This is a genomic window from Streptomyces sp. NPDC014907 (assembly GCF_055562975.1).
In genome coordinates this window covers 60,275-85,442 of the sequence record NZ_JBVHEG010000004.1, presented here as the reverse complement: position 1 = coordinate 85,442, position 25,168 = coordinate 60,275, and the positions used below count along the sequence as shown (strand labels likewise).

Annotated in this window: 20 protein-coding genes and 1 pseudogene; 9 read left to right on the top strand and 12 right to left on the bottom strand. The window is 74.5% G+C overall.

Going from position 1 to position 25,168, the window contains the following annotated elements; all coding sequences use genetic code 11:
- Positions 1 to 204 precede the first annotated feature (204 nt).
- The gene (locus ACZ3IL_RS12605) at positions 205 to 1,152 is read left to right on the top strand and encodes a LysR family transcriptional regulator (RefSeq protein WP_467389451.1); all 948 of its coding nucleotides are present in this window, start codon (positions 205 to 207) and stop codon (positions 1,150 to 1,152) included.
- A 161-nt stretch (positions 1,153 to 1,313) separates the two neighbouring features.
- Entirely contained in the window at positions 1,314 to 2,684 is a 1,371-nt protein-coding gene (locus tag ACZ3IL_RS12600; RefSeq protein WP_467389449.1) for a carbohydrate-binding protein, read from the top strand.
- 85 nt (positions 2,685 to 2,769) lie between these two features.
- On the opposite strand, the gene ACZ3IL_RS12595 is transcribed toward ACZ3IL_RS12600, so the two are convergent.
- From ACZ3IL_RS12595 to ACZ3IL_RS12580, 4 genes are all read right to left on the bottom strand, one after another.
- The gene (locus ACZ3IL_RS12595) at positions 2,770 to 4,173 is read right to left on the bottom strand and encodes a GH1 family beta-glucosidase (RefSeq protein WP_467389447.1); all 1,404 of its coding nucleotides are present in this window, start codon (positions 4,171 to 4,173) and stop codon (positions 2,770 to 2,772) included.
- A 54-nt stretch (positions 4,174 to 4,227) separates the two neighbouring features.
- Positions 4,228 to 5,148, bottom strand: a complete 921-nt coding sequence (locus ACZ3IL_RS12590; RefSeq protein WP_467389445.1) for a carbohydrate ABC transporter permease — start codon at positions 5,146 to 5,148, stop codon at positions 4,228 to 4,230.
- Positions 5,145 to 6,110: a carbohydrate ABC transporter permease gene (locus ACZ3IL_RS12585; RefSeq protein ID WP_467389443.1), complete on the bottom strand. Its 966-nt coding sequence runs from the start codon at positions 6,108 to 6,110 to the stop codon at positions 5,145 to 5,147. Before ACZ3IL_RS12585 ends, ACZ3IL_RS12590 begins: the two co-directional genes overlap by 4 nt.
- Positions 6,111 to 6,192: 82 nt before the next feature.
- On the bottom strand, positions 6,193 to 7,497 hold the full coding sequence (locus ACZ3IL_RS12580; RefSeq protein WP_467389440.1) for an ABC transporter substrate-binding protein: 1,305 nt from the start codon (positions 7,495 to 7,497) through the stop codon (positions 6,193 to 6,195).
- A 308-nt stretch (positions 7,498 to 7,805) separates the two neighbouring features.
- Between ACZ3IL_RS12580 and ACZ3IL_RS12575 the strand changes: the two genes are divergently transcribed.
- Positions 7,806 to 10,577 carry a glycosyl hydrolase gene (locus ACZ3IL_RS12575; protein WP_467389438.1) on the top strand — a complete coding sequence of 924 codons (2,772 nt, stop codon included), beginning with the start codon at positions 7,806 to 7,808 and terminating at the stop codon, positions 10,575 to 10,577.
- 66 nt (positions 10,578 to 10,643) lie between these two features.
- Here the strand turns inward: ACZ3IL_RS12575 and ACZ3IL_RS12570 are convergent, their stop codons facing one another.
- The 3 genes from ACZ3IL_RS12570 to ACZ3IL_RS12560 form a co-directional block, all read right to left on the bottom strand.
- Positions 10,644 to 11,669: a LacI family DNA-binding transcriptional regulator gene (locus tag ACZ3IL_RS12570; RefSeq protein ID WP_467389436.1), complete on the bottom strand. Its 1,026-nt coding sequence runs from the start codon at positions 11,667 to 11,669 to the stop codon at positions 10,644 to 10,646.
- 779 nt (positions 11,670 to 12,448) lie between these two features.
- Positions 12,449 to 13,273 carry a CbtA family protein gene (locus ACZ3IL_RS12565; protein ID WP_467389434.1) on the bottom strand — a complete coding sequence of 275 codons (825 nt, stop codon included), beginning with the start codon at positions 13,271 to 13,273 and terminating at the stop codon, positions 12,449 to 12,451.
- 14 nt (positions 13,274 to 13,287) lie between these two features.
- Entirely contained in the window at positions 13,288 to 13,515 is a 228-nt protein-coding gene (locus ACZ3IL_RS12560) for a CbtB domain-containing protein (protein ID WP_467389432.1), read from the bottom strand.
- A gap of 284 nt (positions 13,516 to 13,799) precedes the next feature.
- Here ACZ3IL_RS12560 and ACZ3IL_RS12555 point away from each other — a divergent pair, with 284 nt between their 5' ends.
- Positions 13,800 to 14,390 (top strand): histidine phosphatase family protein, encoded by a 591-nt coding sequence (locus ACZ3IL_RS12555; protein ID WP_467389430.1) that lies wholly within the window; start codon positions 13,800 to 13,802, stop codon positions 14,388 to 14,390.
- Between the two features lie 44 nt (positions 14,391 to 14,434).
- On the opposite strand, the gene ACZ3IL_RS12550 is transcribed toward ACZ3IL_RS12555, so the two are convergent.
- From ACZ3IL_RS12550 to ACZ3IL_RS12540, 3 genes are read right to left on the bottom strand one after another with little or no spacing between them, the layout of a single operon-like run.
- Positions 14,435 to 15,514: a FecCD family ABC transporter permease gene (locus tag ACZ3IL_RS12550; protein ID WP_467389428.1), complete on the bottom strand. Its 1,080-nt coding sequence runs from the start codon at positions 15,512 to 15,514 to the stop codon at positions 14,435 to 14,437.
- A complete protein-coding gene (locus tag ACZ3IL_RS12545; RefSeq protein ID WP_467389427.1) occupies positions 15,511 to 16,545 on the bottom strand; it encodes a FecCD family ABC transporter permease in 1,035 nt (344 codons plus the stop codon). The genes ACZ3IL_RS12550 and ACZ3IL_RS12545 overlap by 4 nt, the downstream gene beginning before the upstream one ends.
- A 14-nt stretch (positions 16,546 to 16,559) precedes the next feature.
- Positions 16,560 to 17,612: an iron-siderophore ABC transporter substrate-binding protein gene (locus ACZ3IL_RS12540; protein ID WP_467389426.1), complete on the bottom strand. Its 1,053-nt coding sequence runs from the start codon at positions 17,610 to 17,612 to the stop codon at positions 16,560 to 16,562.
- A 340-nt stretch (positions 17,613 to 17,952) separates the two neighbouring features.
- On the opposite strand from ACZ3IL_RS12540, the gene ACZ3IL_RS12535 reads away from it, so the two are divergent.
- Both ACZ3IL_RS12535 and ACZ3IL_RS12530 read left to right on the top strand, forming a co-directional pair.
- A complete protein-coding gene (locus ACZ3IL_RS12535) occupies positions 17,953 to 19,941 on the top strand; it encodes a SpoIIE family protein phosphatase (protein WP_467389424.1) in 1,989 nt (662 codons plus the stop codon).
- Positions 19,942 to 20,253: 312 nt separating this feature from the next.
- Positions 20,254 to 20,544, top strand: a complete 291-nt coding sequence (locus ACZ3IL_RS12530; protein ID WP_467389423.1) for a hypothetical protein — start codon at positions 20,254 to 20,256, stop codon at positions 20,542 to 20,544.
- Positions 20,545 to 20,564: 20 nt separating this feature from the next.
- Here the strand turns inward: ACZ3IL_RS12530 and ACZ3IL_RS12525 are convergent, their stop codons facing one another.
- On the bottom strand, positions 20,565 to 21,323 hold the full coding sequence (locus ACZ3IL_RS12525) for a hypothetical protein (protein WP_467389421.1): 759 nt from the start codon (positions 21,321 to 21,323) through the stop codon (positions 20,565 to 20,567).
- Between the two features lie 208 nt (positions 21,324 to 21,531).
- On the bottom strand, positions 21,532 to 22,290 hold the full coding sequence (locus tag ACZ3IL_RS12520) for a beta-glucanase (RefSeq protein WP_467389419.1): 759 nt from the start codon (positions 22,288 to 22,290) through the stop codon (positions 21,532 to 21,534).
- A gap of 378 nt (positions 22,291 to 22,668) precedes the next feature.
- On the opposite strand from ACZ3IL_RS12520, the gene ACZ3IL_RS12515 reads away from it, so the two are divergent.
- The 3 genes and pseudogenes from ACZ3IL_RS12515 (at position 22,669) to ACZ3IL_RS12505 (ending at position 25,148) form a co-directional block, all read left to right on the top strand.
- Positions 22,669 to 23,709 carry an NAD(P)-dependent alcohol dehydrogenase gene (locus tag ACZ3IL_RS12515; RefSeq protein ID WP_467389417.1) on the top strand — a complete coding sequence of 347 codons (1,041 nt, stop codon included), beginning with the start codon at positions 22,669 to 22,671 and terminating at the stop codon, positions 23,707 to 23,709.
- 98 nt (positions 23,710 to 23,807) lie between these two features.
- Positions 23,808 to 24,052 (top strand): annotated as a pseudogene (locus tag ACZ3IL_RS12510) (VOC family protein); the annotation flags it as partial.
- Between the two features lie 73 nt (positions 24,053 to 24,125).
- Complete coding sequence (locus tag ACZ3IL_RS12505) at positions 24,126 to 25,148, top strand: phosphotransferase family protein (protein WP_467389415.1); 1,023 nt, start codon at positions 24,126 to 24,128, stop codon at positions 25,146 to 25,148.
- Positions 25,149 to 25,168: the final 20 nt, after the last annotated feature.

Below are 25,168 nucleotides of genomic sequence, written 5' to 3'. Positions count from 1 at the left end.
CGGGTCCCCGCCCGCCGGGCCCCGGCGGGCGGGGGGGGGGCGGGCCGCCGGCGGTGCGGGGGGGGGGGGGGGGGGGGGGCCCCCCCCCCCCCCCCCGGGCGGGGGGGCCCCCGCCCGGGGGAGCCGCGAAGCGGTCTTCCGTTCCGGGACGGCCGCACGGTCGCTGGTCTGGACCTCTCGCGCGCGGGACGCCAAGCTCTCCGTATGGACTTGGAGTTGAGGCACCTCAAGACGATCCGGGCCATCGCGGACGCGGGGAGTCTCACCCGTGCCGCCACCACGCTCGGACTCGCTCAGCCCGCCCTCAGCGCCCAGCTCAAGAGGATCGAACGCGCCCTGGGCGGAACGCTCTTCGAGCGGGGCCGGGAGGGCGTACGGACCACGGCCCTCGGGGACCTCGTCCTCGAACGCGCCCGTGTGGTGCTGCCCGCCGTGTGCGAACTCCAGGAGGAGGCCGTGCGGTTCGCGCGCGACGGCGCCGAGGGCTACCGGCTCGGCGGCACGCACGGACCGCTCCTCGGCGGCCTCGTCGACCGGCTCGCGCGCACCGACCCCGGCGCGTCCGTGACCACGTACACCTCCTGGTCGGAACGCGAGATCGCGGGCGGAGTGGCGGCGGGCCGGCTCGACTTCGCCCTGGTCGGGGTCTGCGGCGAGAGCGGCCCGCCCGAAGCGGGGCGGCTGGCCTGGACGGAGGTCGCCCGCGATCCCGTGTACGTGATGCTGGCGACCGGCCACCCGCTGGCCCCCCGCGCCGAGGTCGGCCTGGCCGAACTGGCGGCGGAGGCCTGGACCGACGTGCCCGGCGACGGCTGCTTCGGCGACTGCTTCGCCGCCGCGTGCGTACGGGCCGGCTTCACCCCGGCCCGCGTGTACGAGACGGACACCGCCTCCTGCGCGCACCTGGTGCGGGTCGGCCGGGCCGCCGGCCTGTGCCGGGCCACCTTCCCCGCGACCCCCGGCATCGTGACCCGCCCCCTCGCCGGTACGCCGCTGGTCTGGCGGCACCTGCTCGGCTGGCACCCCGAGGGGCGCGCGGCCGGCCGGGCCGCCGCCGTGCTCCACCACACCCGGGCCGCCCACGCGGAGGCCCTGGCCCACAGCGCGGGCCGCACACCGGCCCCGGCGCCCCGGGAGGACGGACCCCGCTGACGCGCCGGGGAGACCGGTCCAGCCCCTCCCGGCCCCCGCTCCTCCCGGCATCGGCCGGCCCGGCCATAACGCCGTGGCAGGGGCCGTCTGGCAACTGCCGCCCTCCCGGCGCGGTCCCTACGGTTTCGGCAGATCCCCACCGCCAACCGAGGAGACTCCCCATGCTCCGACGACACGCCCGCACGGCGTGTACCGTGCTGGCCGCCGCCGGCCTGGCACTGGCCGGCCTCCAGGCCGGTTCCGCCACCGCGGCCCCGCACGACGAGGACCGCGTCCCCACCGTCCGAACGGCCGCCGACGCCCTCGGTGCCGCCTCCGCGCAGCCCGAACTCCTCCACGCCATGCGGCGCGACCTGGGCCTCACCCGCGCCCAGGCCGAGAACCGCCTCGCCAACGAGGCCGAGGCCGGCGCCAGGGCCGCGGCGCTCCGCCAGGACCTGGGCACCGCCTTCGCCGGCGCCTGGGTGGAGGGCGCCGAGTCCGGCACCCTGACCGTGGCCACCACCCGCGCCGCCGACGCGGCCGCGATACGGGCCTCGGGCGCGAACGCCCGGGTCGTGACGCACGGACTGGCCGTCCTGGAGCGGGCCAAGGAGGCCCTGGACCGGGCCGCCACCGCCGACGCCCCGGTCCGCTACGTCGACGTCCGCGCCAACGTCCTCGTCGTCGAGGAGGCGCGGGCCGGAGCCGGTGCGCGGCTCGTCGCGGCCACCGGCGTCCCGCGCGGCCTGGTGAAGGTGGTCCGCACCGCCGGGGCGCCCCGCCCGCTGTACGACCTCCGGGGCGGCGACGCGTACTACATGAACGGCAGCGGGCGCTGCTCCGTCGGCTTCCCGGTCACCAAGGGCACCACGCAGGGCTTCGCCACGGCCGGCCACTGCGGCCGCGCCGGCACCACCACCAGCGGCTTCAACCAGGTCGCCCAGGGCACCTTCCAGGCGTCGGTCTTCCCCGGCAACGACATGGCCTGGGTCGCCGCCAACTCCAGCTGGACCGCCACCCCGTACGTGAAGGGCGCGGGCGGTGCCAACGTCCAGGTGACCGGTTCGGTCCTCCAGCCCGTCGGCTCCTCCGTGTGCCGCTCCGGGTCGACCACCGGCTGGCACTGCGGCACCGTGCAGCAGCACAACACCAGCGTCACCTACCCGGAGGGCACCATCTCCGGCGTCACCCGCACGACCGTCTGCGCCGAGCCTGGCGACTCCGGCGGCTCGTACATCTCCGGCAGCCAGGCGCAGGGCGTGACCTCGGGCGGCTCCGGCACCTGCTCCAGCGGCGGCACGACCTACTTCCAGCCGCTGAACCCGATCCTCCAGAACTACGGCCTGACCCTGAGGACCACCACCGACCCGGGCCCCGGCCCCGGTCCCGGCCCCGAGCCGGAGCCGGGCGGCACGTGGGCGGCGGGCAAGGTCTACGCGGCCGGTGACACCGTCACCTACGGCGGCGCCACCTACCGCTGCCTCCAGGGCCACCAGGCCCAGGCCGGCTGGGAGCCGTCCGGCGTCCCCGCCCTGTGGCAGCGCGTGTGACGGGGGAACCGCCCCCGCGGTGACCGGGGGTGCCACGGCTCCGAGGGGGCGCCGCGGCACCCCCTCCCGCCGTGCCCCGCGGCCGTCAGACCTCCGTGAGACCGCCCCGGGCGATCACCTCCGCGTACCAGCGGGCGCTGTCCTTCGGCGTCCGCCGCTGCGTCGCGAAGTCCACGTGGACGATGCCGAACCGCTTGCTGTAGCCGTACGCCCACTCGAAGTTGTCCAGGAGCGACCACAGGAAGTAGCCCCGCACGTCCGCCCCGCCCTCCAGGGCCCTGTGCACCGCCGTCAGGTGCGCGCGCAGGTACGCCACCCGCTCCGGGTCCTTCACGTTCCCCGACGGGTCGGCGTAGTCGTCGTACGCCGCGCCGTTCTCCGTGATCACCAGCGGCACGCCGGGCAGTTCGTCCCGCAGCCGGACGAGCAGCTCGTGCAGCCCGTCCGCGTCCACCGGCCAGTCCATGGCGGTGCGCGGCCCCGGCGCCGGCACGAAGCGCACGTGCCGCTCCGCGCCCGCCCACGGCGACGGCGACCCGGAGGTGCCCGCCGCGACCACGGACGGGGTGTAGTAGTTGATGCCCAGCGAGTCGAGCGGCGCCGCCGCCGTCTCCAGGTCGCCGTCCCGCACGAACGACCAGTCCGTGACCTCCGCCGTGTCGCGGACCAGGTCCTCCGGGAGCCGCCCGTGGAAGACCGGGTCCAGGAAGATCCGGTTGCCGACCGCGTCGATCCGCCGGGCCGCGTCCAGGTCCCCGGGCGTCTGCGTGAGGGCCCGTACGGCGTGCAGGTTGAGGGTCAGGGACACCTCGGCCGACCCGGGCAGCGCCCCGCGCAGGGCCCGCGCCCCCAGGCCGTGCGCCAGGTTGAGGTGGTGGGCGGCGCGCAGCGCGGCCAGGTCGTCGGTGCGGCCCGGGGCGTGCACGCCGTTGCCGTAGCCCAGGAAGGCGGCGCACCACGGCTCGTTGAGCGTGGTCCAGGTCGCCACCCGGTCGCCGAGGGCGTCCGCCATGATGCCCGCGTACTCGGCGAAGCGGTACGCGGTGTCCCGGTGCGGCCAGCCGCCCGCGTCCTCCAGCTCCTGCGGCAGGTCCCAGTGGTAGAGCGTCGCCACCGGCCGGATGCCGGCCTCCAGGAGGGCGTCGGTCAGCCGCCGGTAGAAGTCCAGGCCCTTGCGCACGGCCGGGCCCCGTCCGGTGGGCTGGACCCGGGGCCAGGCGATCGAGAAGCGGTAGTCGGTCACGCCGAGCCGGCGCATCAGGGCGACGTCCTCGTCGAGCCGGTGGTAGTGGTCGGCGGCGATGTCGCCGGTGTCGCCGTTGCGGACCTTGCCCGGCGTGCGGCTGAAGGTGTCCCAGATGGACGGCGTGCGGCCGTCCTCGGCGGCGGCCCCCTCGATCTGGTAGGCGGCCGTGGCGGTGCCCCAGCGGAAGCCCTCGGGGAAACGGAGCGTGGTCGTCGGTTCGGTGCGGGCGTCGAGCGCGGTCATGGGGTGGGAACTCCCTGGGGTGAGGCGTACGGAGGAGGAAGGGGGGAGGGGTGGTCAGCCCTTGACCGCGCCCTGCATGATGCCGCCGACGATCTGCCGGCCGAGCAGCCCGAAGACGAGGAGCACCGGCAGGGTGCCGAGCAGGGTGCCCGCCATGATCACGGACTGGTCGTGGACGTAGCCGCCGCCGAGCTGGCGCAGCGCGACCTGGACGGTGGGCTCGGAGGAGGTGAGGGCGACGACGGGCCAGAAGAAGTCGTTCCACGACGCCATGAAGGTCAGCAGGCCGAGCACGGCCATGCCGGGCCGGGCGACCGGCACGACGATCGACCGGAAGATCCTGGCGGTGGACGCGCCGTCGACCCGCGCCGCCTCGATCAGCTCGTCCGGCAGCGACTGCGCCAGGTACTGGCGCATGAAGAACACGCCGAACGCGGAGACCAGGCCCGGCAGGATCACCGACTGGAGCTGGTTCACCCAGCCGAGTTCGGCGATCAGCAGGAACAGCGGGATCACCCCCAGCTGCGGCGGGATCATCATGGTGCCGACGGTGATCGCGAGCAGCGCGCCCCGGCCCCTGAAACGGAGCTTGGCGAAGGCGAAACCGGCCAGGGTGCAGCACAGGACGGTGCCGAGGGTGACCGAACCGGAGACGATCAGCGAGTTGAGCAGCGCCCTGCCGATGTCCGCCTCTTCGAGGACCGCCCCGAAGTTCTCGATCAGGTTCGGCCCCGGCAGCAGCGCCGGGGGCACCTGGGCCAGTTCGGCGTTGGAGCGGCTCGCGGCGACGATCGTCCAGTAGAACGGGAACGCCGAGATCAGCACGGCGACGATCAGGACGCCGTACGCCAGCGGTCCGGCGTGCAGGGTGCGGCCCGCCCGCGGGGCTCCCCGGCGGGGCGCCCGGCCGGGGGCGGGGGCGGGAGGGACGGCCGGGGGCGCGGCGGACGCGGGCGGGGCGGTCGGCGCGGTCATCGGCCGGCCTCCTTGCGGGAACGGCGGCGCGCGATCAGGGCGTTGACCCCGACCAGCACCACGATGAGCAGGAACATCACCCAGGCGATGGCGGCGGCCCGGCCCAGGTGGAAGAAGCCCCAGCCCTGCTCGTACAGGTAGAGGCCGAGCGTCTGGTACTGGTGCGAGATGCCGCCCGAGACCGACCCCTCGAGCAGCAGCGGCTCGCCGAACAGCTGGGTCGCCCCGATCGTGGAGACGATGACGGTGAACACGATGGTGGGCCGCAGGCCGGGCAGCGTGACGTGGAGGAACTGGCGCCACCGCGAGGCGCCGTCCATCGCGGCCGCCTCGTACAGCTCGTCGGGGATCGACTGCATGCCGGCCAGGTAGATCAGCGCGTTGTAGCCGGTCCAGCGCCAGACGACGACCGTCGAGACGGCGATCTGCGAGGCCACCGTCCCGTTCTGCCAGTCGACGGGGTCGACGCCGACCAGGCCGAGCGCGTAGTTGACCAGTCCGAAGTCCCGCCCGAAGAGCTGGGCGAAGACGAGGGTGGCGGCGGCGACCGAGGTCGCGTACGGCAGGAGGACCGCCGTGCGCAGGAAGGTCCGGCCGCGCATCCGGTAGTTCAGCAGGTGGGCGAGGCCGAGGGCCATGACGAGCTGCGGCACGGTGGAGAGCAGGCCGATGGTGAAGGTGTTGCGCAGCGAGACCCAGAAGTACGCGTCCCCGAAGAGCGCGGTGTAGTTGCCCAGGCCGCGCCACTCCATGTCGCCGGGCGTCTGGAGCTCCACCCGGTACAGCGAGACGAAGGCCGTGTAGAGCAGCGGGAAGAGGCCGAAGGCGGCGAAGAGGGTGAAGAAGGGGGCGATGTAGGCGTACGGGGAGAGCTTCCGCCAGGTCCGCCGGGCGGGGCCCGGCCGCCGGGGCGGCGGGGGCGGTCCCGGCCGGGCCGGCGTCTCGGTTGCGGTGAGGGTCACGGTGCGGCCCTTCGGTGTGGGGTCGGGCGGGGAACGGGACCGCGCCGGACGGGCGCCCGGGGGCGCCCGTCCGCCGGCGGGGTCAGCCGATGGTGTTCTCCACGCCCTTCCGGGCGTTCTCCCAGGCCTTCTCGGGCGGGGTGCCCTTGCGCTCGACCTCGCTCAGCGCGTTGGTGATCTGCTGGGCGATGTTCTGGTCGTGGACGCCGAGCACCTGGACCGGGGCCGCCTTCGCCGCCTCGCCGAAGATCTTGCCGATGGGGGCGTCGGAGAAGAACGCGTCCTTCGCGCCGGCGACCTTCTCGATGGCGCCGGTGGAGGAGGGGAAGTTGCCCTGCTTCTGGAAGAGCCTGGTCTGCTGCTCGGGGGCGGTGAGCCACTTGACCAGCTCGTACGCCTCCTTCTTGTGCTTCGCGGCCTTCGGCACGGCCAGGTAGGAGCCGCCCCAGTTGCCGGCGCCGCCGGGCAGCTTGGCCACGTCCCACTTGCCCTTGCCGGCCTCACCGGCCTGGCCCTTGATGTAGCCGAGCATCCAGGCGGGGCACGGCATGGTGGCGAAGGAGCCGGCGGAGAAGGCCTGGTTCCACTGCGGGGACCACTGGTCGAGCTTGGCGCTCAGTCCGGCGTCCGCGGCCCGGACGGCGTGGTCCCAGGCGGAGCGCAGGGCGGGGTTCCGCTCCCAGATCAGCTTTCCGGAGGCGTCGTAGTAGCGCTCCTTCTCCTGGCCGATCATGATCGAGTAGAGGCTGCCGACGCTGTCGAGCCAGGCGCTCCTGGCGGGGGCCTTCGCCTTGTACTGCTTGCCGAGGTCCAGGTAGCCGTCCCAGGTGGCCCACTTCTTCGCGAGCTCCTCGCGGTCGGTGGGCAGCCCGGCCCGTTCGAAGAGGTCGGTGCGGTAGCACATGGCCTCCGGGCCGACGTCCGTGCCGAGGCCGAGGATCTCGCCCCCCTTGCCGGTCGCGGCGGCCCACTTGGCCGGGGCGAACTGCTCCTTCAGGGAGTCCGCCCCGTACTTCCTCAGGTCCTCGAAGCGGTCGGCCTGCTGCTGGGTGACGGAGGCGATGCGGCCCACCTCGATGCCCTGCACGTCGGCGAGGCCGGCGTTCCCGGCGAGCCGGGTCTGCAGGGACTTCCAGTAGTCGGCCTCGTCCTCGGTGTCCGTCTGCTTGACGGTCACGCCGGGGTGGAGCTTCTCGTACTCGGCGTAGAGCCCGGCCTCCTTGTACCCGAAGGAACCGAAGAGGTCGACGGTGATCGTGACCTTCCCTCCCGCGCCGTCCGAGGACGCGCCGTCCTTCGATCCGCCGCAGGCGGCGAGCAGGGCGCCGGCGAGTGTGACCGCGCCCAGGCGGACGACGGCTCTCTTGGCGGCTCGGGCGATGGGCATGGGAAGCCTCCCTTGGCTCCGGAACGGGTGACAGTGCTTGAGAGCGCTCTCACGCATGCGGAGGGAGCGTGCCCCCGGTCCGGTCCATCCGTCAAGCCTCGAAGGCGTAACGGACGAGAAGTGCCCTGACGGCGCGGCTGTGTTCAACCTCTTGACATGCCCGTTTCGCGGGTTCTACGTTTCCGACATTCTGAGAGCGCTCTCAGTCATTTCGGACCCTCGGCTCCCGACCTCTCGAACGCCGCCCTCCCCCCTCAGGGCGTCCCCCTCCGAGCTCCATCCGTCGCGACGACATGAGGTGCCCCTCCATGCCTTCCCCCCGCACCCGGCCCGCCGCAGTGCTGGCCCTGGTCACCGCCCTCGCCGCCGTGGGACTGGGCCCCGCCGCCGTCCCCGCGACCGCGGCCACCGTCCCGGCGGGCGCCGGAAGCTACTCCGACGTCCGCCCCGCCGGCACCTCCGGGCCCACCACCGACACCGGGACCCCGGTCACCCCCAAGGTCACCGCCGCCGCCCAGGGCAAGCCGGTCCCCACCAACGACTGGTGGTCCTCCCTCGCCTTCCAGCGCTACGGGGGCAACCCGTACTCCACCCCGATGTACGGCCACCCGCTCACCTATCAGGCCGTCGCCGGCGGCCTGGAGGTCGGCTACCCCACCAGCCCCGCGATCGTCGGCGACGGCCGCCAGTACGAGTTCGCCCACAAACGCGACCTCACCCTCGGCCTCACCGGCCTCAACTCGCCCGACACCAGGGCCGACGCCTGGTCCGACTGGACCGTCACCCCCTACTGGTCCGACGGCACCCGCACCCTGCGCACCACCATCGGCCACGGCCTCCCCTTCGTGTACGCCAGGGGCACCGGCGGCGACGCCCGGATCACCACCGCCCAGACGCCCACCGTCTTCGCCGACCAGGGCAACGTCCTCGGCATCACCGTCGCCGGCCACCACTACGCCCTCTTCGGGCCCACCGGCAGCGACTGGAACGTCTCCGGCACCACCGTCACCGCCGGGCTCGGCGGCCGGGACTACTTCTCCGTCGCCGTCCTGCCCTCCACCGACGCGCTCGCCACGTACCGCGCGTACGCCTACAGCTTCGTCACCGGCTCCACGGTGAACTGGAGCTACGACGCCGGCACCGTCCGCGCCACCTACAGCCTCACCACCGAGGCCAAGGAGGGCACCGAGCGCGGCACCCTCCAGGCGCTCTACCGCCACCAGTGGCTGCACACCACCGACCCGCTCACCCCCTACACGTACGTCTCGCCCCGGGGCACCATGAAGGTCCGCGCGGCGGCCTCCTTCACCACCGTCCAGAAGGCCGCCGCCACCCTCCCCGGCCTGCCCGGCGGCGGCATCGACCCGGCCCGCCTGCGCGGCCACCTCAACGAGGTCGCGAACTCCTCCGACCCGTTCTCCGGTGCCGTCGACACGTACTGGACCGGCAAGGCCCTGGGCAAACTCGCCCAGCTCGTGCCCCTCGCCGACCAGATCGGCGAGGGCGCGATCCGCGACAAGCTGCTCGGCCTCCTCAAGGGCCGGCTCCAGGAGTGGTTCACGGCGGGCGGTGCCAACGAGTTCTCGTACGACAGGGTCTGGAAGACCCTCACCGGCTACCCGGCCTCCTACGGCAGCGACACCGAACTCAACGACCACCACTTCCACTACGGCTACTACGTGTACGCGGCCGCGATCGTCGCCCAGTACGACCCGGCCTGGGCCGCCGACTCCGCCTGGGGCACCATGGTGAGGACCCTGGTCCGCGACACCGCCAACCCCAGCCGCACCGACGGCGCCTTCCCCTTCCTGCGCGGCTTCGACGTCTACGCCGGACACAGCTGGGCCAGCGGCCACCAGGGCTTCGCCGCCGGCAACAACCAGGAGTCCTCCTCCGAGTCGACCAACCTCAGCGCCGCCCTCGTCCTGTGGGGCTCCGCCACCGGCGACACCTCCCTGCGCGACCTCGGCACGTACCTCCTGACCACCGAGGCCGAGGCCGTCGCCCAGTACTGGTTCGACGCCGACCAGCAGGTCTTCCCCGGCTCCTTCGCGCACGACACCGTCGGCATGGTGTGGGGCAGCGGCGGCGCCTACTCCACCTGGTGGACCGCCAACCCCGAGGAGATCCACGGCATCAACGTCCTGCCCGTGACCAGCGGCGGTTCGCTCCACCTCGGCGGCCGCAAGGACGCGATCCGGCGCAACATCGCCGAGATGGAGCGCGAGAACGGCGGCCCCGCCGTCGAGTGGCGCGACGTCCTCTGGGAGTTCCAGTCCCTCGCCGACCCCGGCGCCGCCAAGGCCAAGTGGGACGCGGGCAACGCCGGATACACCCCGGAGGCGGGCGAGTCCAGGGCCCACACCTACCACTGGATCACCGCGCTCGACGCGCTCGGCGCCCCCGACGCCACCGTCACCGGATCGATCCCCACCTCCGCCGTCCTCGCCAAGGGCACCACGCGCACCTACGTGGCCCACAACTACGCTTCGACCGCCCGCACGGTGACCTTCTCCGACGGCAAGTCCCTGACCGTCCCGGCGCGTTCCACCGCCACCGGCAACGGGACGGGCGGCACCGACCCCGGCCCCGGACCGTCCACCGGCAACACCTTCCAGCTCCGCACCGGCGGCACGCTCACCACGGCCACCGGAGCCACCGAGAGCAGCGACACCATCGCCTCGGCCCAGGGCGCCAACCACGACGGCACCCCGTACCGGCCGCTCGTCTACGAGGCGAGGAACGTGAACGGCACGCTCCGGGCGGGCGGTTCGACCGCCTTCCGGCTCCAGGTGGACGCCGGCACCGCCGTCGGCCTCGGCCAGCAGGCCCGGATCAGCTACGACCTCACCGGCGACGGCACCTTCGACCGCACGGAGACGTACCAGTACTTCGCCACGGACCCGGTGACGGGCTGGGAGGAGTACGCCCAGACCCGGGGCCTGAAGTCCGCCACCGGCACCCTCGGCGACCTGCGGGGCGGGACGGTGCGCCTGGAGGTCTGGAGCGCCATCGGCAACGGCGACTCACGGCTCCGGACGGGCACGGACCGGTCCGTGGTGGTCATCCCGTACGACTGATCCCTCGGGGGCTGCGGCGGCGGGCCCGGGCGACGCGCCCGGGCCCGCCGTCTCCCGTGCGGGCGCTCAGGCGGACGCGCGGCGGACCAGCGAGGTCGGGGTGATCACCGAGCCCGGGATCTCGCGCCCCGTCCCGTCGAGCAGCCGCATCAGGAGCTTCACCATCAGCCGGCCCATGCCCTCGATGTCCTGGTGCACGGTGGTCAGGGCCGGGGAGGTGCTGCCGGCCACCGAGGCCATGTCGTCGAAGCCGACGACCGCCACGTCCTCCGGCACCCGCACCCCGCGCTCCCGCAGGGTGCGCAGGGCGCCCGACGCCATCAGGTCGTTGGCGACGAACACCCCGTCGACGTCCGGCCTCCGGTCGAGCAGCTCCGCCATGGCGCGCGCGCCGCTCTCCTCGGTGAAGTCGCCCGCGCACAGCAGCGCGGGGTCGGCGTCGATCAGGACGTCCCGGTAGCCGTTCATCCGGTCGATCGCCGAGGTCTGGTCGGCGGGGCCCGAGATGTGGGCGACGTTCCGGCGCCCGAGGCCCACCAGGTGGCGCACCGCCTCCCGGGCGCCGCCCCGGTTGTCGCAGTCGACGAAGGGCACGGCCGGATCGGTGCCCGGGGCGGGCCGCCCGCCGACGACCACCGGAATCCGCGCTCCCCCGATCACCGCCGGCAGGGCGTCGTCGCTGTGCAGCGAGAACGCGAGCGCGCCGTCGACGTGCCCCCCGCCCAGGTAACGGGCGATCCGCTCGTGGTCCCCCGGCCCCTCCACCCACAGCAGCACCAGCTGGGAATCGTGCGCCGTCAGCTCGCGGTTGATGCCCCGCACCTGCTGTTCGAAGAAGGGGTCGGAGAAGATCCGGAACTCGGGCTCCGCGATGATCACGGCGACGGCGCCGTTGCGCCGGGTGACCAGGGTGCGGGCCGCGTGGTTGGGGACGTAGCCGAGTTCCTCCACGGCCCTGCGCACCTTCTCGGCCAGGGGCGCGCGCACGCCCGCGCCCCCGTTGACGACCCGGGAGGCCGTGGCGCGGGACACGCCGGCGCGCGCGGCGACGGCTTCCAGCGTGGGGCGGGGCCCCGTGGTCTGCTCGGGCAAGGCGGGCGCTCCTCGGCTGGGTCGGCTGGGCGGGCGCGCGCGGCGTGCGGACGCGGGGCGCGCGAGGGGGAGTTCGGACGGGGCGTGCGGGGTGCCGGGCGGCGTGGTGCGGGGGTGGTGCGGGGGTGGTGCGGTGCGGGTGTGTGGGGTGCGGGACGTGTGGGGCCTGCGGGACGGGACGGGACGGGCGGTGCGGGTGTCCGCGGGGATCAGGATATCTGTAGCCCCCACCTTCTGAGAGCGCTCCCAAATCCGGGGGCGCCCCGCACGCCCGGAAAACCCCGTCGCCCCTCCTCGGCGCCCCGACCGCCGTCGGGCCCCGCGACGTGTGACTCAGCGACAGGGCACCGGGCCCGGGACCCGGGGGGCGGGGATGGAACCCGCCGCGCCGGCCGTGGACACGCACGCCGGCAAGCGGCCTCCGCCCGCGTCCGGTTCGTACGCCGGGGCCGACCGGCCCGCGCCTTCGTCGCCGCGCCCGCCCACGAGGACCCCGCCGCGCGGGGGCGTGCCGGGGAACGGGTCCGCGGGCCGGCGTGCGCTCCGCCCGCACGGTCGCGGAGAAAGGTGCGGAGAACGGCGCGGCGGACGGTACGGCGGACGGGGGCCGGGCCCGCGGGCCGGCCGGAGGGAGCGCGACGGGCCACCACCGGCTGTGCCGCGAACCGGACCCGGCCGGCCGTCGTCGGCCGGCCCCGGACCCGGCCGGACGGTCCCGGAACCGGTGAAGCCGGCGGTCCCCCTCCCCGCCGGGGAGGGGGACCGCCGGCCTCGGTGGTTCAGCCGGTGATCGTGGTACCGGCCCGGGACGGGACCTCCGCGCCGTCGGCGCGAACGGCGAGCGCCTTCTCGGCGAGGACGCCGAAGACGATCGCGAACGCCGTCCACAGCACGGCCTGGACGCCGAGCGACGCCATCCGGAACTCCCACAGCAGCTCGGCCGGGAAGGTCGCGGCGACCGCGTCGTCGTTCGCCGGCAGGACCACGAAGGCGATGCCCGTCACGGCGGCGAAGCCGAGCCCGGCCGCCAGGCTCGCGTTCCAGTTGCCCAGCCGTGGCGCGAGGCGACGCCCGGCGATCACCGCGGCGGTGCCGAGGAGCACGCTGAGCAGGATCATCAGGAAGAACAGGGCGGTGCGCTTCCCGATGGTGTCGGGGTTGCCGACGGCCGGCGGGGTCGCCGGGTACTTGAGGAACGGCACGAGGTAGACGGTGGTGAAGGCCGCGGCCGCCGTCAGGGCCGCGGTCGCCCGGGGACCGAACCGGCCGACGCGGCCGAGCGCGAAGGAGAACGCGAGCGCGGCGATGCCGCCCAGCGCGACCCCGTACACCAGGACGCCGGTGGCCAGGCCGAAGGTGGACTGCGCGGAACGGCCGATCCCCTCCTCCTCTTCCGCCGCGGCGGCTCCCGCGCCGCCGTGGTCACCGTGTCCGGTGTGCCCGGCGTGCGCCGCCTCCCGCGCGGCCTGCGCCTCCTCCACGGCGATGGAGCCGTTCACGGAGGGCTCACCGCCCACATAGGCGGCGGCGAAGGCGAACAGGGCGGCCACGAGCCCCGCGAGCATGCCGCGGACGAGCAGGGTCCTCACCGTCGAGGCGTGCACGCGCGCGTCGCCCCTCAGTGGCACGGGAAGCCGAGCAGGTGACGCCCGTCGTGCACCCACTCGTGCACGTCGGAGCCCGCGAAGAGGGAGGTGGCCCCCTGCTCCGCGCCCACGAAGTACAGCGCGATCAGCGCGAGGAGGCCGGCGAAGAAGGCCCAGGGCAGCACCGCCCGCACGGGCAGCGGGGCCGGTACGGCGGCGGAAGGGGGGGAGACGGCGGCGGAGACGGCGGCTTCGGCCATGGTGGAACCTCCTGAGGGAACTCGCGTCCCGGTCGGTGGTGCAGGACGACGGTCCACGGGTCTGACTCGCCGTGACGTCCCGGGGACGCCTCGGCATACAGTGGCGCGACCGTGCCGGGTTCCCACCGGGCTTCCGTATCGCCGTCGTCACGTTGTTCAGATGTCGCCCGACGGTACCGCGTGGCATGAACATTGTTAAGGGCGTGAGGCCCGGATCACTTCCGCGCCCCGCGCGGAACGGGACGCCCGCCCGCTCCGCGCCGCCCCCACCGGGAAGGAACCCGATGACAGTCCGGCTGACCCTGGTCCCGCCCGCCGCGAACGAGGCGCTGCGCGAGGTCCGGTTCGACGACGACGGCCCCCTCGACGCGGCGGGACTCGCCCGCGCCGAGGCCGCCGCGACCGCCGTCGGCCCCTCCCCGCGCGCGTACGCCTCGCCCTCCGCGCGCTGCCTCGCCACCGCGCGTGCCCTCGGCCTGCGGGCGGAACCGGTGGACGCCCTCGCCGGCTGCGCCGTGGGACGGTGGCGGGGACGGACCCTGGCGGACGTCGCCGCCACCGAGGGGGACGCGCTCGCCTCCTGGCTGTCCGACCCGGCGGCGGCGCCGCACGGCGGGGAGTCCCTGCGGGACCTGCGCGTCCGGGTCGGCGCCTGGCTCGACGCCCTCCGGGAGGGCACGGGACGCGTCACGGCCGTCGTCGAACCCGACGTCGTCCGCGCGGCGCTGGTCCACGCCCTCGGGGTGCCGGACGGAACGGCCCCGCGCCTGGACGTCCGCCCCCTGACGGCCGTGCACCTCAGCGGCCGGGGCGGGCGCTGGAACCTGCGGGTCGGGGAGCCCCTCGGACCGGGGACGCCCCCCGGACGGCGTTAGAGGGGACCGCCCGGCGGCCCCCTCCGGCGTCGCGCGCGTCCGTCTCAGACGGGCCGCTTCCACTCCCGCAGCAGCAGGTAGCCCAGGTACGCCCCTCCGACGGCCATCGTGTAGAGGCCGACCGGGAGGTCGTCGAAGAACGGCGACTGCTGGGCCGCGAGGTCCGCGAGCACCAGGAGCAGGGCGCCGAGCAGGGTCGACATGACCAGCTGCGGCCCGCCGCCGCGGGTGACCCGCTTGGCGATCTGCGGCGCCGTCAGGGAGACGAAGGCGATCGGCCCGGCCACGCCGACCGCGCCGGCGGACAGGACGATCGACAGGGCGACCGCCGCCGTCGCCGTCCTGGCGGGGCGGGCGCCCAGACCGGTGGAGAGGTCGTCGCCCATCTCGCCGACGCTCAGCGGCCGCGCCAGGAGCGCCGCGAGCGGCAGGCAGACGAGCAGGACGGCCCAGATGACCGTCGCGTCCTCCCAGGAGCGGGCGGAGAGGCTGCCGTTGATGTACGCGGTCAGGGCGCTCGCCTTGTCGCGCTCGACGGCGTAGACCACGTACTGGGTCAGGGCCGTCGACATCGCGGCCACGCCGATGCCGGCCACGACCAGACGTCCCGGGTGGCGGAACCCGGTCCCGGTGGAGACGTACACGAGCCCCATGGCGGCGACCGCGCCCAGCAGGGCGCCGGCGGGCACCGGCACGGTGCCGGGGAGGAAGAGCGCGGCGGCAGCGGCCCCCGCGCCGGAACCGGCGCCGAGCCCGATCACGTCGGGGCTGCCCAGCGGATTGCGGGTGACCGACTGGAACAGCGCCCCGGACAGGCCGAAGGCCGCGCCGGTGGCGACGGCCACCACGAGCCGGGGGCCGCGCAGCCGGTTCAGGACGAAGGCGTTCTTGCCCGTGGCCCCGCCCGTGAGCGCCGACGGCAGATCGGCCGGGTCGATGCCCAGCCTGCCCATCGAGAGCGTCGCCACGGCCGCCCCCAGGAGCAGCAGCACCGACACCGCGGCGGCGATCAGCGAGGAACGGCGCACGGGCATCGCGATCCGGGGGCCGATCCGCACGAGGACGCGCCCCGCCGGGCGCGACGGCGTCACGGCCGGGCTTCCGGCCCGTTCGGCGGTCTTCATGCCGCTCCCCTCATGCGACGGACGGCGAAGAGCAGGGCGGGCGCGCCCGTGAACGCGGTCACGACGCCGACCATCAGCTCCTGCGGGCGCAGCAGGACCCGGCCGGCGACGTCGGCGAAGAGCAGCAGCGTGGGCCCCGCGAGCGCGGTGAAGAGGATCTGCATCCGGAAGTCGGCGCCCACCAGGGCCCGGACCAGGTGCGGGACGGCGAGCCCGACGAAGGCGATGGGCCCCACCGCCGCCGTGGCGGCCGCGCTGAGCAGCGTCGCGGCGAGCAGGCCGGCGCCCTTGACCCGGGCGGGGCTGATGCCGAGCGAGGCGGCCTTGTCGTCGCCCAGCGCCATGGCGTTGAGGCCGGGAGCGAGGAGGACGGCGAGGAGGAGCCCGGCCGCGGCGAACGGCAGCACCGCCCAGAGGGCGTCGAAACCGCGCCCGCCGAGCGCGCCCACCACCCAGTAGCGGTACGTGTCGAAGACCTTCGGCCGGGACAGCGCGACGGCCTGGATGAACGCGGCGAGGACCGCGGAGAGCACCGCGCCGGCGAGCACGAGCCGCACCGGACTGCTCCCTCCGCCGGCCGTGCCGACGAGGTGGACGAGGACGCCGGTCGCCAGGGCGCCGGCGAGCGCCCACCAGATGGTCTCCCGCTGCCCGGACGCGCCGAGGAACGCGGTGGCGGCGACGATGCTCGCGGACGCGCCCGCGTTGATGCCGAGGAGCCCCGGCTCGGCGAGCGGATTGCGGGTGATGCCCTGCATCAGGGTGCCGGCCAGCCCGAGGCAGAGGCCCGCGAGCACACCGAGCGCGGTGCGCGGGAAGCGGCTCTCGACGACGGTACGGGTGTAGTCGTCGGCGTCGCCGGTGACGACCCGCAGGACGTCGGCCGCGGACGTCGGCCTGCTGCCGAACATCACGCTGGCGAGCAGGGCCAGGGCGAGCAGGACCAGGCACAGGACGGCGGCTGTGAGGTACCGGGCGGGACCCCGCCGTGCCGCGGCGGGGTCCTGTCCGGTCCGGGAGAGTGTGGTCACGCCGGAATCCGCTGTTACTTCCCGGCCTTGGCGACGGCCTTGTCGATCATCGGCAGGTAGCGCTCGATGCTGTACGGCACCGTCAGCGGGTTGATCATCGAGGAGGCGGTGACGAACGGGGTGTCATGGCTGTAGACCAGCGCGCCCTTCTTCACGGCGGGGATGGCCGCGTACAGCGGCTGGGCCTCGACCGTCTTGCGGGACTTCTCGTCCATGTAGAAGGTGAAGGCGATGTCGCTGTTCGCGAGCTTGTTGGCGTTCTCCAGGCCGATCAGGGCGGAGTCGGTGCCCTCGGTCTCCTTGAAGGTGTTCACCACCGGGTCGACCTTGAGGCCCAGCTTGGAGACCATCGCGACGCGCTGCTCCTCGGGCTTGAAGACGCCGAGGGTGCCGGGGCCGGTGTTGTAGATGTACGAGAACGTGACGTTCTTGTAGCCGGGGCGGGAGGCGGCCGCGTCGGCGAGCTGCTTGTCGATCTTCGCCTCCAGCTCCTTGGCCTTCTCCGGCAGGCCGAGCGCCTTCGAGACGATCTCGATCTGCTGGTCCCAGTTCGTGCTCCACGCCTTCTCGGGGTAGGCGACGGTCGGCGCGATGTCCTTGAGGATGTCGTACTGCTTCTGCGTGATGCCGGACCAGGGGGCCAGGATGACGTCGGGCTCGAGCTCGGTGATGGCCTCGATGTCGAGCTCCTCGCCGCCCTTGAACTGCTTGGGGAGCTTCGCGCCGGACTTCGTCACGGCCTCGTGGACCCAGGGGAGGTAGCCGGTCTTGTCGCTGCCCCAGGGGTACTCCTCGATGCCGACCGGGACGATGCCGAGGGCGATGGCGGTCTCCGCGGAGCCCTGGCCGAGGGTGACGACGCGCCGGGGCCTGTCCTTGATGACGGCCTCGCCGAGGGCGCTCTTGAGGGTGACGGGGAACGCGCCCGCGGAAGCGCCGGAGGCCGGGCCCGCGGCGTCGTCCTTCCCGGTGTCCGCACCGCACCCGGTCGCCATGAGGCCGAGCGAGACCGCGGCGGCGCCCGCCACGAGAACGCGGCGGCGGAGGGGGGTGAACAGAGAAGGCATGGTGGTTCCTTGTCTCCGGGCAGAGGTGTGCTGACGCCGCGTCCGGGCCCCTGGGCGTGGTCACACGGGGACGACGGCCGTCGCGAACGATTGTTAGGTGAGCCTAACCTATCTGTTTCGTGGCTGGTCGCCGGGGTCCGGGCATCTGGGGGCGCGGGGACGCCGGGTCCACGCGAACGGGGGAGCCGCCCGGGTGGCGCGCGTCCCCGCCGCGCGTTCCCCTGGAGGATGCGGAGAAGGTGCCGGAGAGACGAAAGGCGTACGGGGTGATCGCAGCGGAACGCCGGCGGACCGACGGAAGGCCGGGTCTTCCGCCGGTCCGCGCGGGAAGGGGCGCGCGATGAGCCCGGCCAGGGCCCTGGACCCGAAGCTGTTCGACGCCACCGTGGCGGCGGTCGCGCTGTTCTCGGGCCGCGACCACGTGCTGGTCTACATCAACGCGGCGTACGAGAGGATGCTCGGCGCCCGCCCCCTGAACAGGCCCGCCCGGGAGGCCTACCCGGAGCCGGCCTCCGAGCGCTTCCTGTCCGTCCTGGACGACGTCTTCACCACCGGGCGCCCCCGCCAGCTCACCGACTCCGTCCTGCCCGTCCCCGGCGGGACGGAAGGCGTCCGGCACTTCGTCTCCTCCTGCACCCCCGTCACCACCCCGGCCGGGGACGGAGTCCTGGTCGTGACGCTGGAGACCACCGCGGAGACCCGGGCGCTCCAGCGCTTCGAGGCCGTGGTGACGGCCGTCTCGCAGATGGTGTGGGTGGTGCACGCGGACGGCCCCGTCGAGGAGATCGTCCCGGGCTGGGAGAAGCTGACCGGAAGTCCTCTGCCCGAGCGGGAGGGCGAGGACATGTACTCCTACCTCCACCCCCGGGACCGGGAAGCGCTCATCCGCGGCTGGCGCGCGGCGGTCGTCCGGCGGCCTCCCGAGATCTACCAGAACACCTTCCGGCTCCGGACGGCCGACGGCTCCTACCGCCACATGGCCGTGCGCTGCGTCCCCATCGTGCGGGACGGCCGTGCCGAGGAATGGGTCGCCGCGATCGTCGACGTGGAGGACACCTGGGGTGTCGAGCTGCGCGAACACCTCCTCGCCCGGGTGGCACAGGCCTCGGGCGGAAGCCTGGACGCGGCGTTCGCCGTGGTGGTGGAGTCGGTCGTGCCCGAACTCGCCGACGCCTGCGTGATCCTGCTGCTCTCCCACGAGGAGTGGCCGCTGCCGGAGAACGCCACCGTCACGGCCCGGCGGATCGCCTCCGCCACCCGCCCGGGCCTCCCGCCCCCGCCCGCCCCGATGGGGCAGGCCGTCACGCTCACCCCGACCGTGCGGGAGGTGCTGGAGAGCCGCCGTCCGAAGACGTTCCGGTTGTCCCCGGCCGGCCGCGTGCCGGCCGGTCTGGTGCCGGAGGTCACCGAACGGTGGCTCACGGCGGTCGGCGCCACGAGCATGACGCTCGTGCCCCTGGCCGTCGACGACATCGTCCTCGGCTACGCCACCACCGCCACCAGCGGGGACACCCCCGTTCCCGGGCCCGCCGACACCGAACTGCTGCGCGAGGTCCTCCATTACGCCCAGCGGCCCGTCCGCAGGGTCCTCGACCTCCAGCAGGCCCGCCGCGCCGCGTTGCGCCTCCAGCGCGCCCAGCTCACCCGGCCGCCCTCCGTGCCCGGGGCGAGCCTGGTCGCCCGCTATCAGCCGGCCAGTTCGGCCAACGAGATCGGTGGCGACTGGTACGACGCCATCACGCTTCCCGACGGCACGCTCGTCCTCGACATCGGCGACGTCGCGGGCCACGACCTCACCGCCGCCACCGTCATGGGCCAGCTGCGCAGCATGCTGCGCGGTCTCGCCTGGAACAAGGGACCCGACTGCACGCCGGCGGCCGTGCTCTCCATGCTCGACGACGCCGCCGAAGGCCTCGACGTCGGCTCCTTCACCACCGCCGTCCACACCCATCTGCGCCGGCGGCCGGACGGCACCTGGCGGATGACCTGGTCCAACGCCGGGCACCCGCCGCCCCTGCTCGTGCCCGCCGACGGCGAGCCCCGTTTCCTCGTCGGCGGCGGGGAGGACCCGCCGCTCTGCGTGGTCCCGGAGGTCCCCCGGACGACCCACACGCACACCCTGGTCCCCGGCGACACCCTCCTGCACTACACCGACGGCCTCATCGAGACCCCGGGCACCTCGCTCGACGAGGGACAGGCGCGCCTCCTGGAGGCGGCGGCGCTCCACCGTGACGCCGGTCTGCCCGATCTGCTCCGCCTCCTGCAGGACCTCTCCGACCACCGCGACGACACCGCCATGATCGCCTTCCGCGCGGAACCGTCCGGCTGACCGGCGCACCGCGCCGGGGCCGGGCGGGCGGGGAGGGGCCGGACCGCGCCGGCGGTGGCGCGGAGTGTCCCCGACCCCGTGGGGCACCGGTCCTGTTTCCGCTGCGAGTCACCCGAATGCCGCGTTCCCCTTCGAGGGAAGGCGTCGTTGAGGGGATGTGACATCGGCAGTCCCCTTTTTATTCGAATGTGATGCCTTCGGGTTTCTGTCCGTGATGTCGCTTCCGTCTCGATCGAGTCCCACCCCGTGGCGGCTCTCCCCGGCGTGCCCCGCGGGCACGGCGGGAAGGGCCGTGGACAACAGGAGGAAAGCATGTACGAAGGAACTGTTCCTCTCGAGGACTTCCTCAACACCATGAACCGTTTGCAGGCCGACTTCGAGCGGCGCCTCGGGGGCATCGAGCGCGCCGTCCTGGCGGCGCCCCCGCGTCACGCGCGCGTGCGGGAAGGGGCGGCCTCCGCGCCGGCCTGGCGGGTGGCCGACGCGCACCGGCCCCTCGGTCTCGAAGCCATCTGGACCGACGCCCGCCGGGGTGCGACGGCGCGGGCCGGCGGCGCGGAGGAGTCGTTCCCCGGCACCCGCCCGGACGCCTTCGCCGACTAGCGGCGGTTCAGAGGAAACGTTCACCTGCGCCCGTCGGCCGGGGCGGGCCGGGCCTGCGCGTCCCAGGCCCTCGTCAGTCCGTCCAGCCACGCGGGCGGCAGTTCGGCGGCGTCCCACTCCTCGTGGAGGGCGGTGGGCGCCACCGCGAGCCGTTCCAGGACGGCGAGGCTGGTGGGGGAGTGGACGAGGGTGTACCGGCCGTGGATCGCGATGGCGCTGCCCGGACCGTACTCGGCGTACAGCCGTTCCAGGCGCTCCCGGTGGACGGTGGCGAACTCCGTCAACCGGCCGGCGTAACGGGACCGCTGACGGGGGCTCATCGTGCCGAGGACGGCGGTGAGCACCTGCTCGGAGACCTCCGGGTCGAGGTCGGAGACATCGGTGAAGGAGAGGTAGAGCGGAGTGACCGCCACCTTGGTCCGTTCCACCTCCGTCCGCCCCACGGGGGAACGGTCGTCGGGGGAGTCGGCGGCGGGACCGGCGGCGACGGCGTGCCGGAGGGCCCGTTCGGCGATGTCGCCGAGCTCGCCGGTCACGGCCCGGATCCCGTCGCGCCACCCGGCGGCATAGGACCCGTCCCTCCCGCCGGGAACGTCCCTCCCGGCTCCGGCGACCTCCTCGCACGCCAGGGCCAGGGCCCCCGCCTCGACGAACCCGATCAGCTCCTCCGCGTCGCCGGACCACACGCCCGCCCGGGCGAGGAGCTGGAGGAGCGTTCTCCTCGCGTTGAGGACGCTGACCGCGTCGAGTCGCTGCCGTCCTTCTTCGGCGGTGGTCATGGAGTCCTCCTCGTCGTACGGGCGGCGCGGTACGGGTGCGCGGAACGCTCCGTTCGAGCCTACGCAACTCCCGTCCCCCCGACGCGCGCCTACCCTCGGCGACGCGCCCCGACGCCCCGTCCGCCGTCCCCAGGAAGGCCGTCCGCCGTTCCGGGGGAAGGGCCCCGCCGCTCACCGGTCACCGCCCGCCGCGCGGTCCGGCGGCGTGTCAGCCGCGGTACACGCGCAACTCCGTCACCTCGTACGACATCTCCGACGCGCCGGGGTCGGGCGCCGGGTGATAACGGCCCGCGCAGACCGAGAGGTTCACGATGAGGTGGGCCCGCCAGGAACGCCCCACCCCGCGGCGGTCGTCGAAGACCCGGGCGCCGTTCACCCACCACACCACGGACCGGGCCCCGAACTCGACCCGGAGGTCGACCCACGCCCCCGGCCGGACGGCCGGGTCCCGGAAGTAGTGGTGGCGCCCCCGCACCCGGTTCGACAGCTCCAGCAGGTCCGGGTTGTCGGGGTGGTACTCGAAGACGTCGACCTCCTGGCCGCCGTCGAGCCACGTCCAGATCGCCGGCCAGGCGCCGGTCTCCTCCGGCAGCCGCACCCGCGCCTCCAGGACGTCGCCCGCCCGCAGGAGGAACCCCTCGGGGCTCCCCTCGGTCGTGAGCAGTCCGGAGTCCCAGTACCCGTCGGACCTGCGGGTCGCGCGGAAGAGCCCGCTGCGGCTGTACGCGGGATCGTCCGTGAGGTGGTCGAGCTTGTTGTCGCCCGGGTTGGTCGGTCCTCCGCCGGGATACGCCCACGAGCGGCCGGCGACCCACTGCTCGGTGGACGAGAAGTCCGCGTCCAGGACGAGGTTCCTGGGGGGCCGTGCCTGGCCGGGCACCCCCGCCCCCGGTTCCGCGGGCGGCCCCGTGCCGGGCCCGGACCCGCCACCGCGTCGCAGCAACCGGTCGAAGAAGTCGGACAGCATGGCTCACTCCCTTCGCTCGGGCACCCGTCGGCCCAGGGGTGATGTGCCCCGCCGGACCACGCGTAACCACGGAGAGTCACATCGTGGCGACAACTCGTCACCGCCGTCCGTCGTGTTTCGACGGGGCCGTCCGGTGGTTTCCGTGACGGGCCCGCCGGACCGTCGCCCGTGGAGGGGCTCCGCCGGGCCGCCCTCCAGGCCCCCGGCCGCCCACCCGGCCGCCCGCGTCGCGGCAGGGCACGGCGCTGTCGCTCTCACCGGGACGGCGGCGCTCGACCCGGCATCCCAGGGGGTAGGCATCGAGGCCGTCGGCCCCGGCCGCATCGACACCCCCTCCCCGCCGGACCACCGGAACGAACGAAGGACGAAGGCAACGTCATGAAGGCACTCCAGTACCGCGCGGTCGGCGCCCCGCCCGAGGTCGTCACCGTCCCCGACCCGGAGCCCGGCCCCGGGCAGGTGCTCCTGAAGGTCACCGCCGCCGGCGTCTGCCACTCCGACATCGCCGTCATGAGCTGGTCCGCCGGCCAACTGCCCTTCCCGCTGCCCCTGACCCTCGGGCACGAGGGCGTCGGGACCGTCGAGGCGCTGGGCGCCGGTGCCGAGGGGTTCGCCGTCGGCGACTCCGTCGCCGTCTACGGCCCCTGGGGCTGCGGCACCTGCCACACGTGCGCGCAGGGCAAGGAGAACTACTGTCTGCGGGCCGCCGGACTGGGCATCATGCCGCCCGGCCTGGGCGCCCCCGGCGCCATCGCCGAGTACATGGTCGTGGACAGCCCCCGCCACCTCGTCCCGCTGGGCGACCTCGACCCCGTGCGGGCCGCGCCGCTCACGGACGCCGGCCTCACCCCGTACCACGCCCTCAAGCGGTCGCTCCCGAAGCTGGTCCCCGGCAGCACCGCCGTCGTCATCGGCACGGGCGGGCTCGGTCACATCGCCATCCAGCTGCTGCGCGCCATGACCGCGGCCCGGGTCGTGGCCCTGGACGTCACCGAGGAGAAGCTGTCCCTCGCCCGCTCGGTCGGCGCGCACGAGACGGTGCTCTCCGACGCGTCGGCGGCCACCAGGGTCCGCGAACTGACCGGCGGCCGCGGCGCGGAGGTCGTCCTCGACTTCGTGGGCGCCGGGCCGACGGCGACCGCGGCGGGGGCGATGGCCGCGATCGAGGGCGACGTCACGATCGTCGGCCTCGGCGGAGGGTCCCTCCCCGTCGGCTTCGGCTCCCCGGCGTACGAGGTCTCCGTGGCCTCCCCGTACTGGGGCAGCCGGGCCGAGCTGATCGAAGTGCTCGACCTGGCCCGCGCCGGGGCCGTCGACGTCCACGTGGAGCGGTACGGCCTGGACGAGGCGCCCGAGGCGTACGAGAGGCTGCACGGGGGACGCGTCGACGGGCGGGCGGTCATCCTGCCCAACGGCTGACCGCACCGCTCCGCCGGCCGGGAGGGAGGGACCGCCGGCCGGCAGGGGCCGGTGCCGGGGCGCCGACGGGCACGGGACCGGGGAGGACACACCGCCCCGACGGCGTACTGATCCAGTTCGCCGGGCCCCGGTGGAGATCCAGGTGCAGCACTGCGCCTTCCTGGTCGACGACGAACTGTTCGACCGGGCGTACGGCCGCCTCCGCGAGCGGGGCGTCGAGCACCGGGCCGACCCGCGGATGCGGCGGCCCGGCGAGACGAACACCGGACACGGCGGCCGCGGTGTCTGCTTCAAGGACCCCGCGAGCCGCGCCGGGGAGCTGATCACCCGCCCCTACCTGTAGTCCCGCCGGCACCGGGGGCGCGCCCGCGCATATTCGGGTGCGTCCCTCCCGCCTCCGGTGGTGGGATCGGAGCATGCGACACGAGACATCCATGACCGTCGACCGGGGACAGTTCGCGGACGCGGTCACCCCCTGGGAGGAAGAGGACTGGCGCGCGGACGCCCTCGCGTGGGCGGAACGGGCGCTCGGCCGCCACGGCCTGCGCGAGACCGGCCCCCGCGAGGTCAGGGTCCGGCCCTGGTCGATCCTCGTCCGCTTCCGGACCGGGACGGGGGAGCGCGACGCGGTCTGGTTCAAGGCCGGGGCACCGGACAACGCCTTCGAGGCGGCCCTCGGCGACGCCCTCGCGCAGTGGGTCCCCGACCACGTCGTCACCCCGCTGGCGGTCGACGCCGAACGGGGCTGGTCCCTCCTCCCCGACGGAGGCCCCCTCTTCCGGCACGTCCTGGACGCGGGCGACGCCGGCCCGGACTCCTGGACCCGGGCGCTCGCCCAGTACGCGCGGATGCAGCGGGCGCTGACCCCGCACGCGGACCGCATGAGCGCCCTGGGCGTGCCCGGTGCCCGCACCGCCGAACTCCCGCGCCTCTTCGACGGCCTCGTCGCGGACAACCCCGCCCTGGCCCCCTCCGCCCGCCGCGCCCTCGTCGCCCGGCGCCCCCGCCTGCTCGACTGGTGCGCGGAGCTCGACGCGTACGGCATCCCGGACTCCCTCGACCACAGCGACCTCCACGACGGGCAGGTGCTCACCCCCGCCCCCGGCCGGTTCACCTTCTTCGACTGGGGGGACGCCGCCGTCGGCCACCCCTTCGGCAGCCTCCTGGTGCCGGCCCGGGCCGTCCGCGAGCGCTACGGCCCCGGGCACGCGGAGCGCCTGCGCGACGCCTATCTGGAAGCCTGGACCGGCCTGGGCCCGTCCCTGCCGGAGCTGCGCCGCGCCGCGACGCTCGCCGTCCGCCTCGCGGCCCTCGGCCGGGCCGTGTCGTGGTCCCGGCTCTTCCCCGGCGCCCCCGTCACCGGCTGCGCCGAGGCGAGCGCCCACTGGGTGAACGAACTCTTCGCCGCACCGCCGGTGTTCGAGGACACGGCGGACTGAGAACGACACGGGGAGACAGG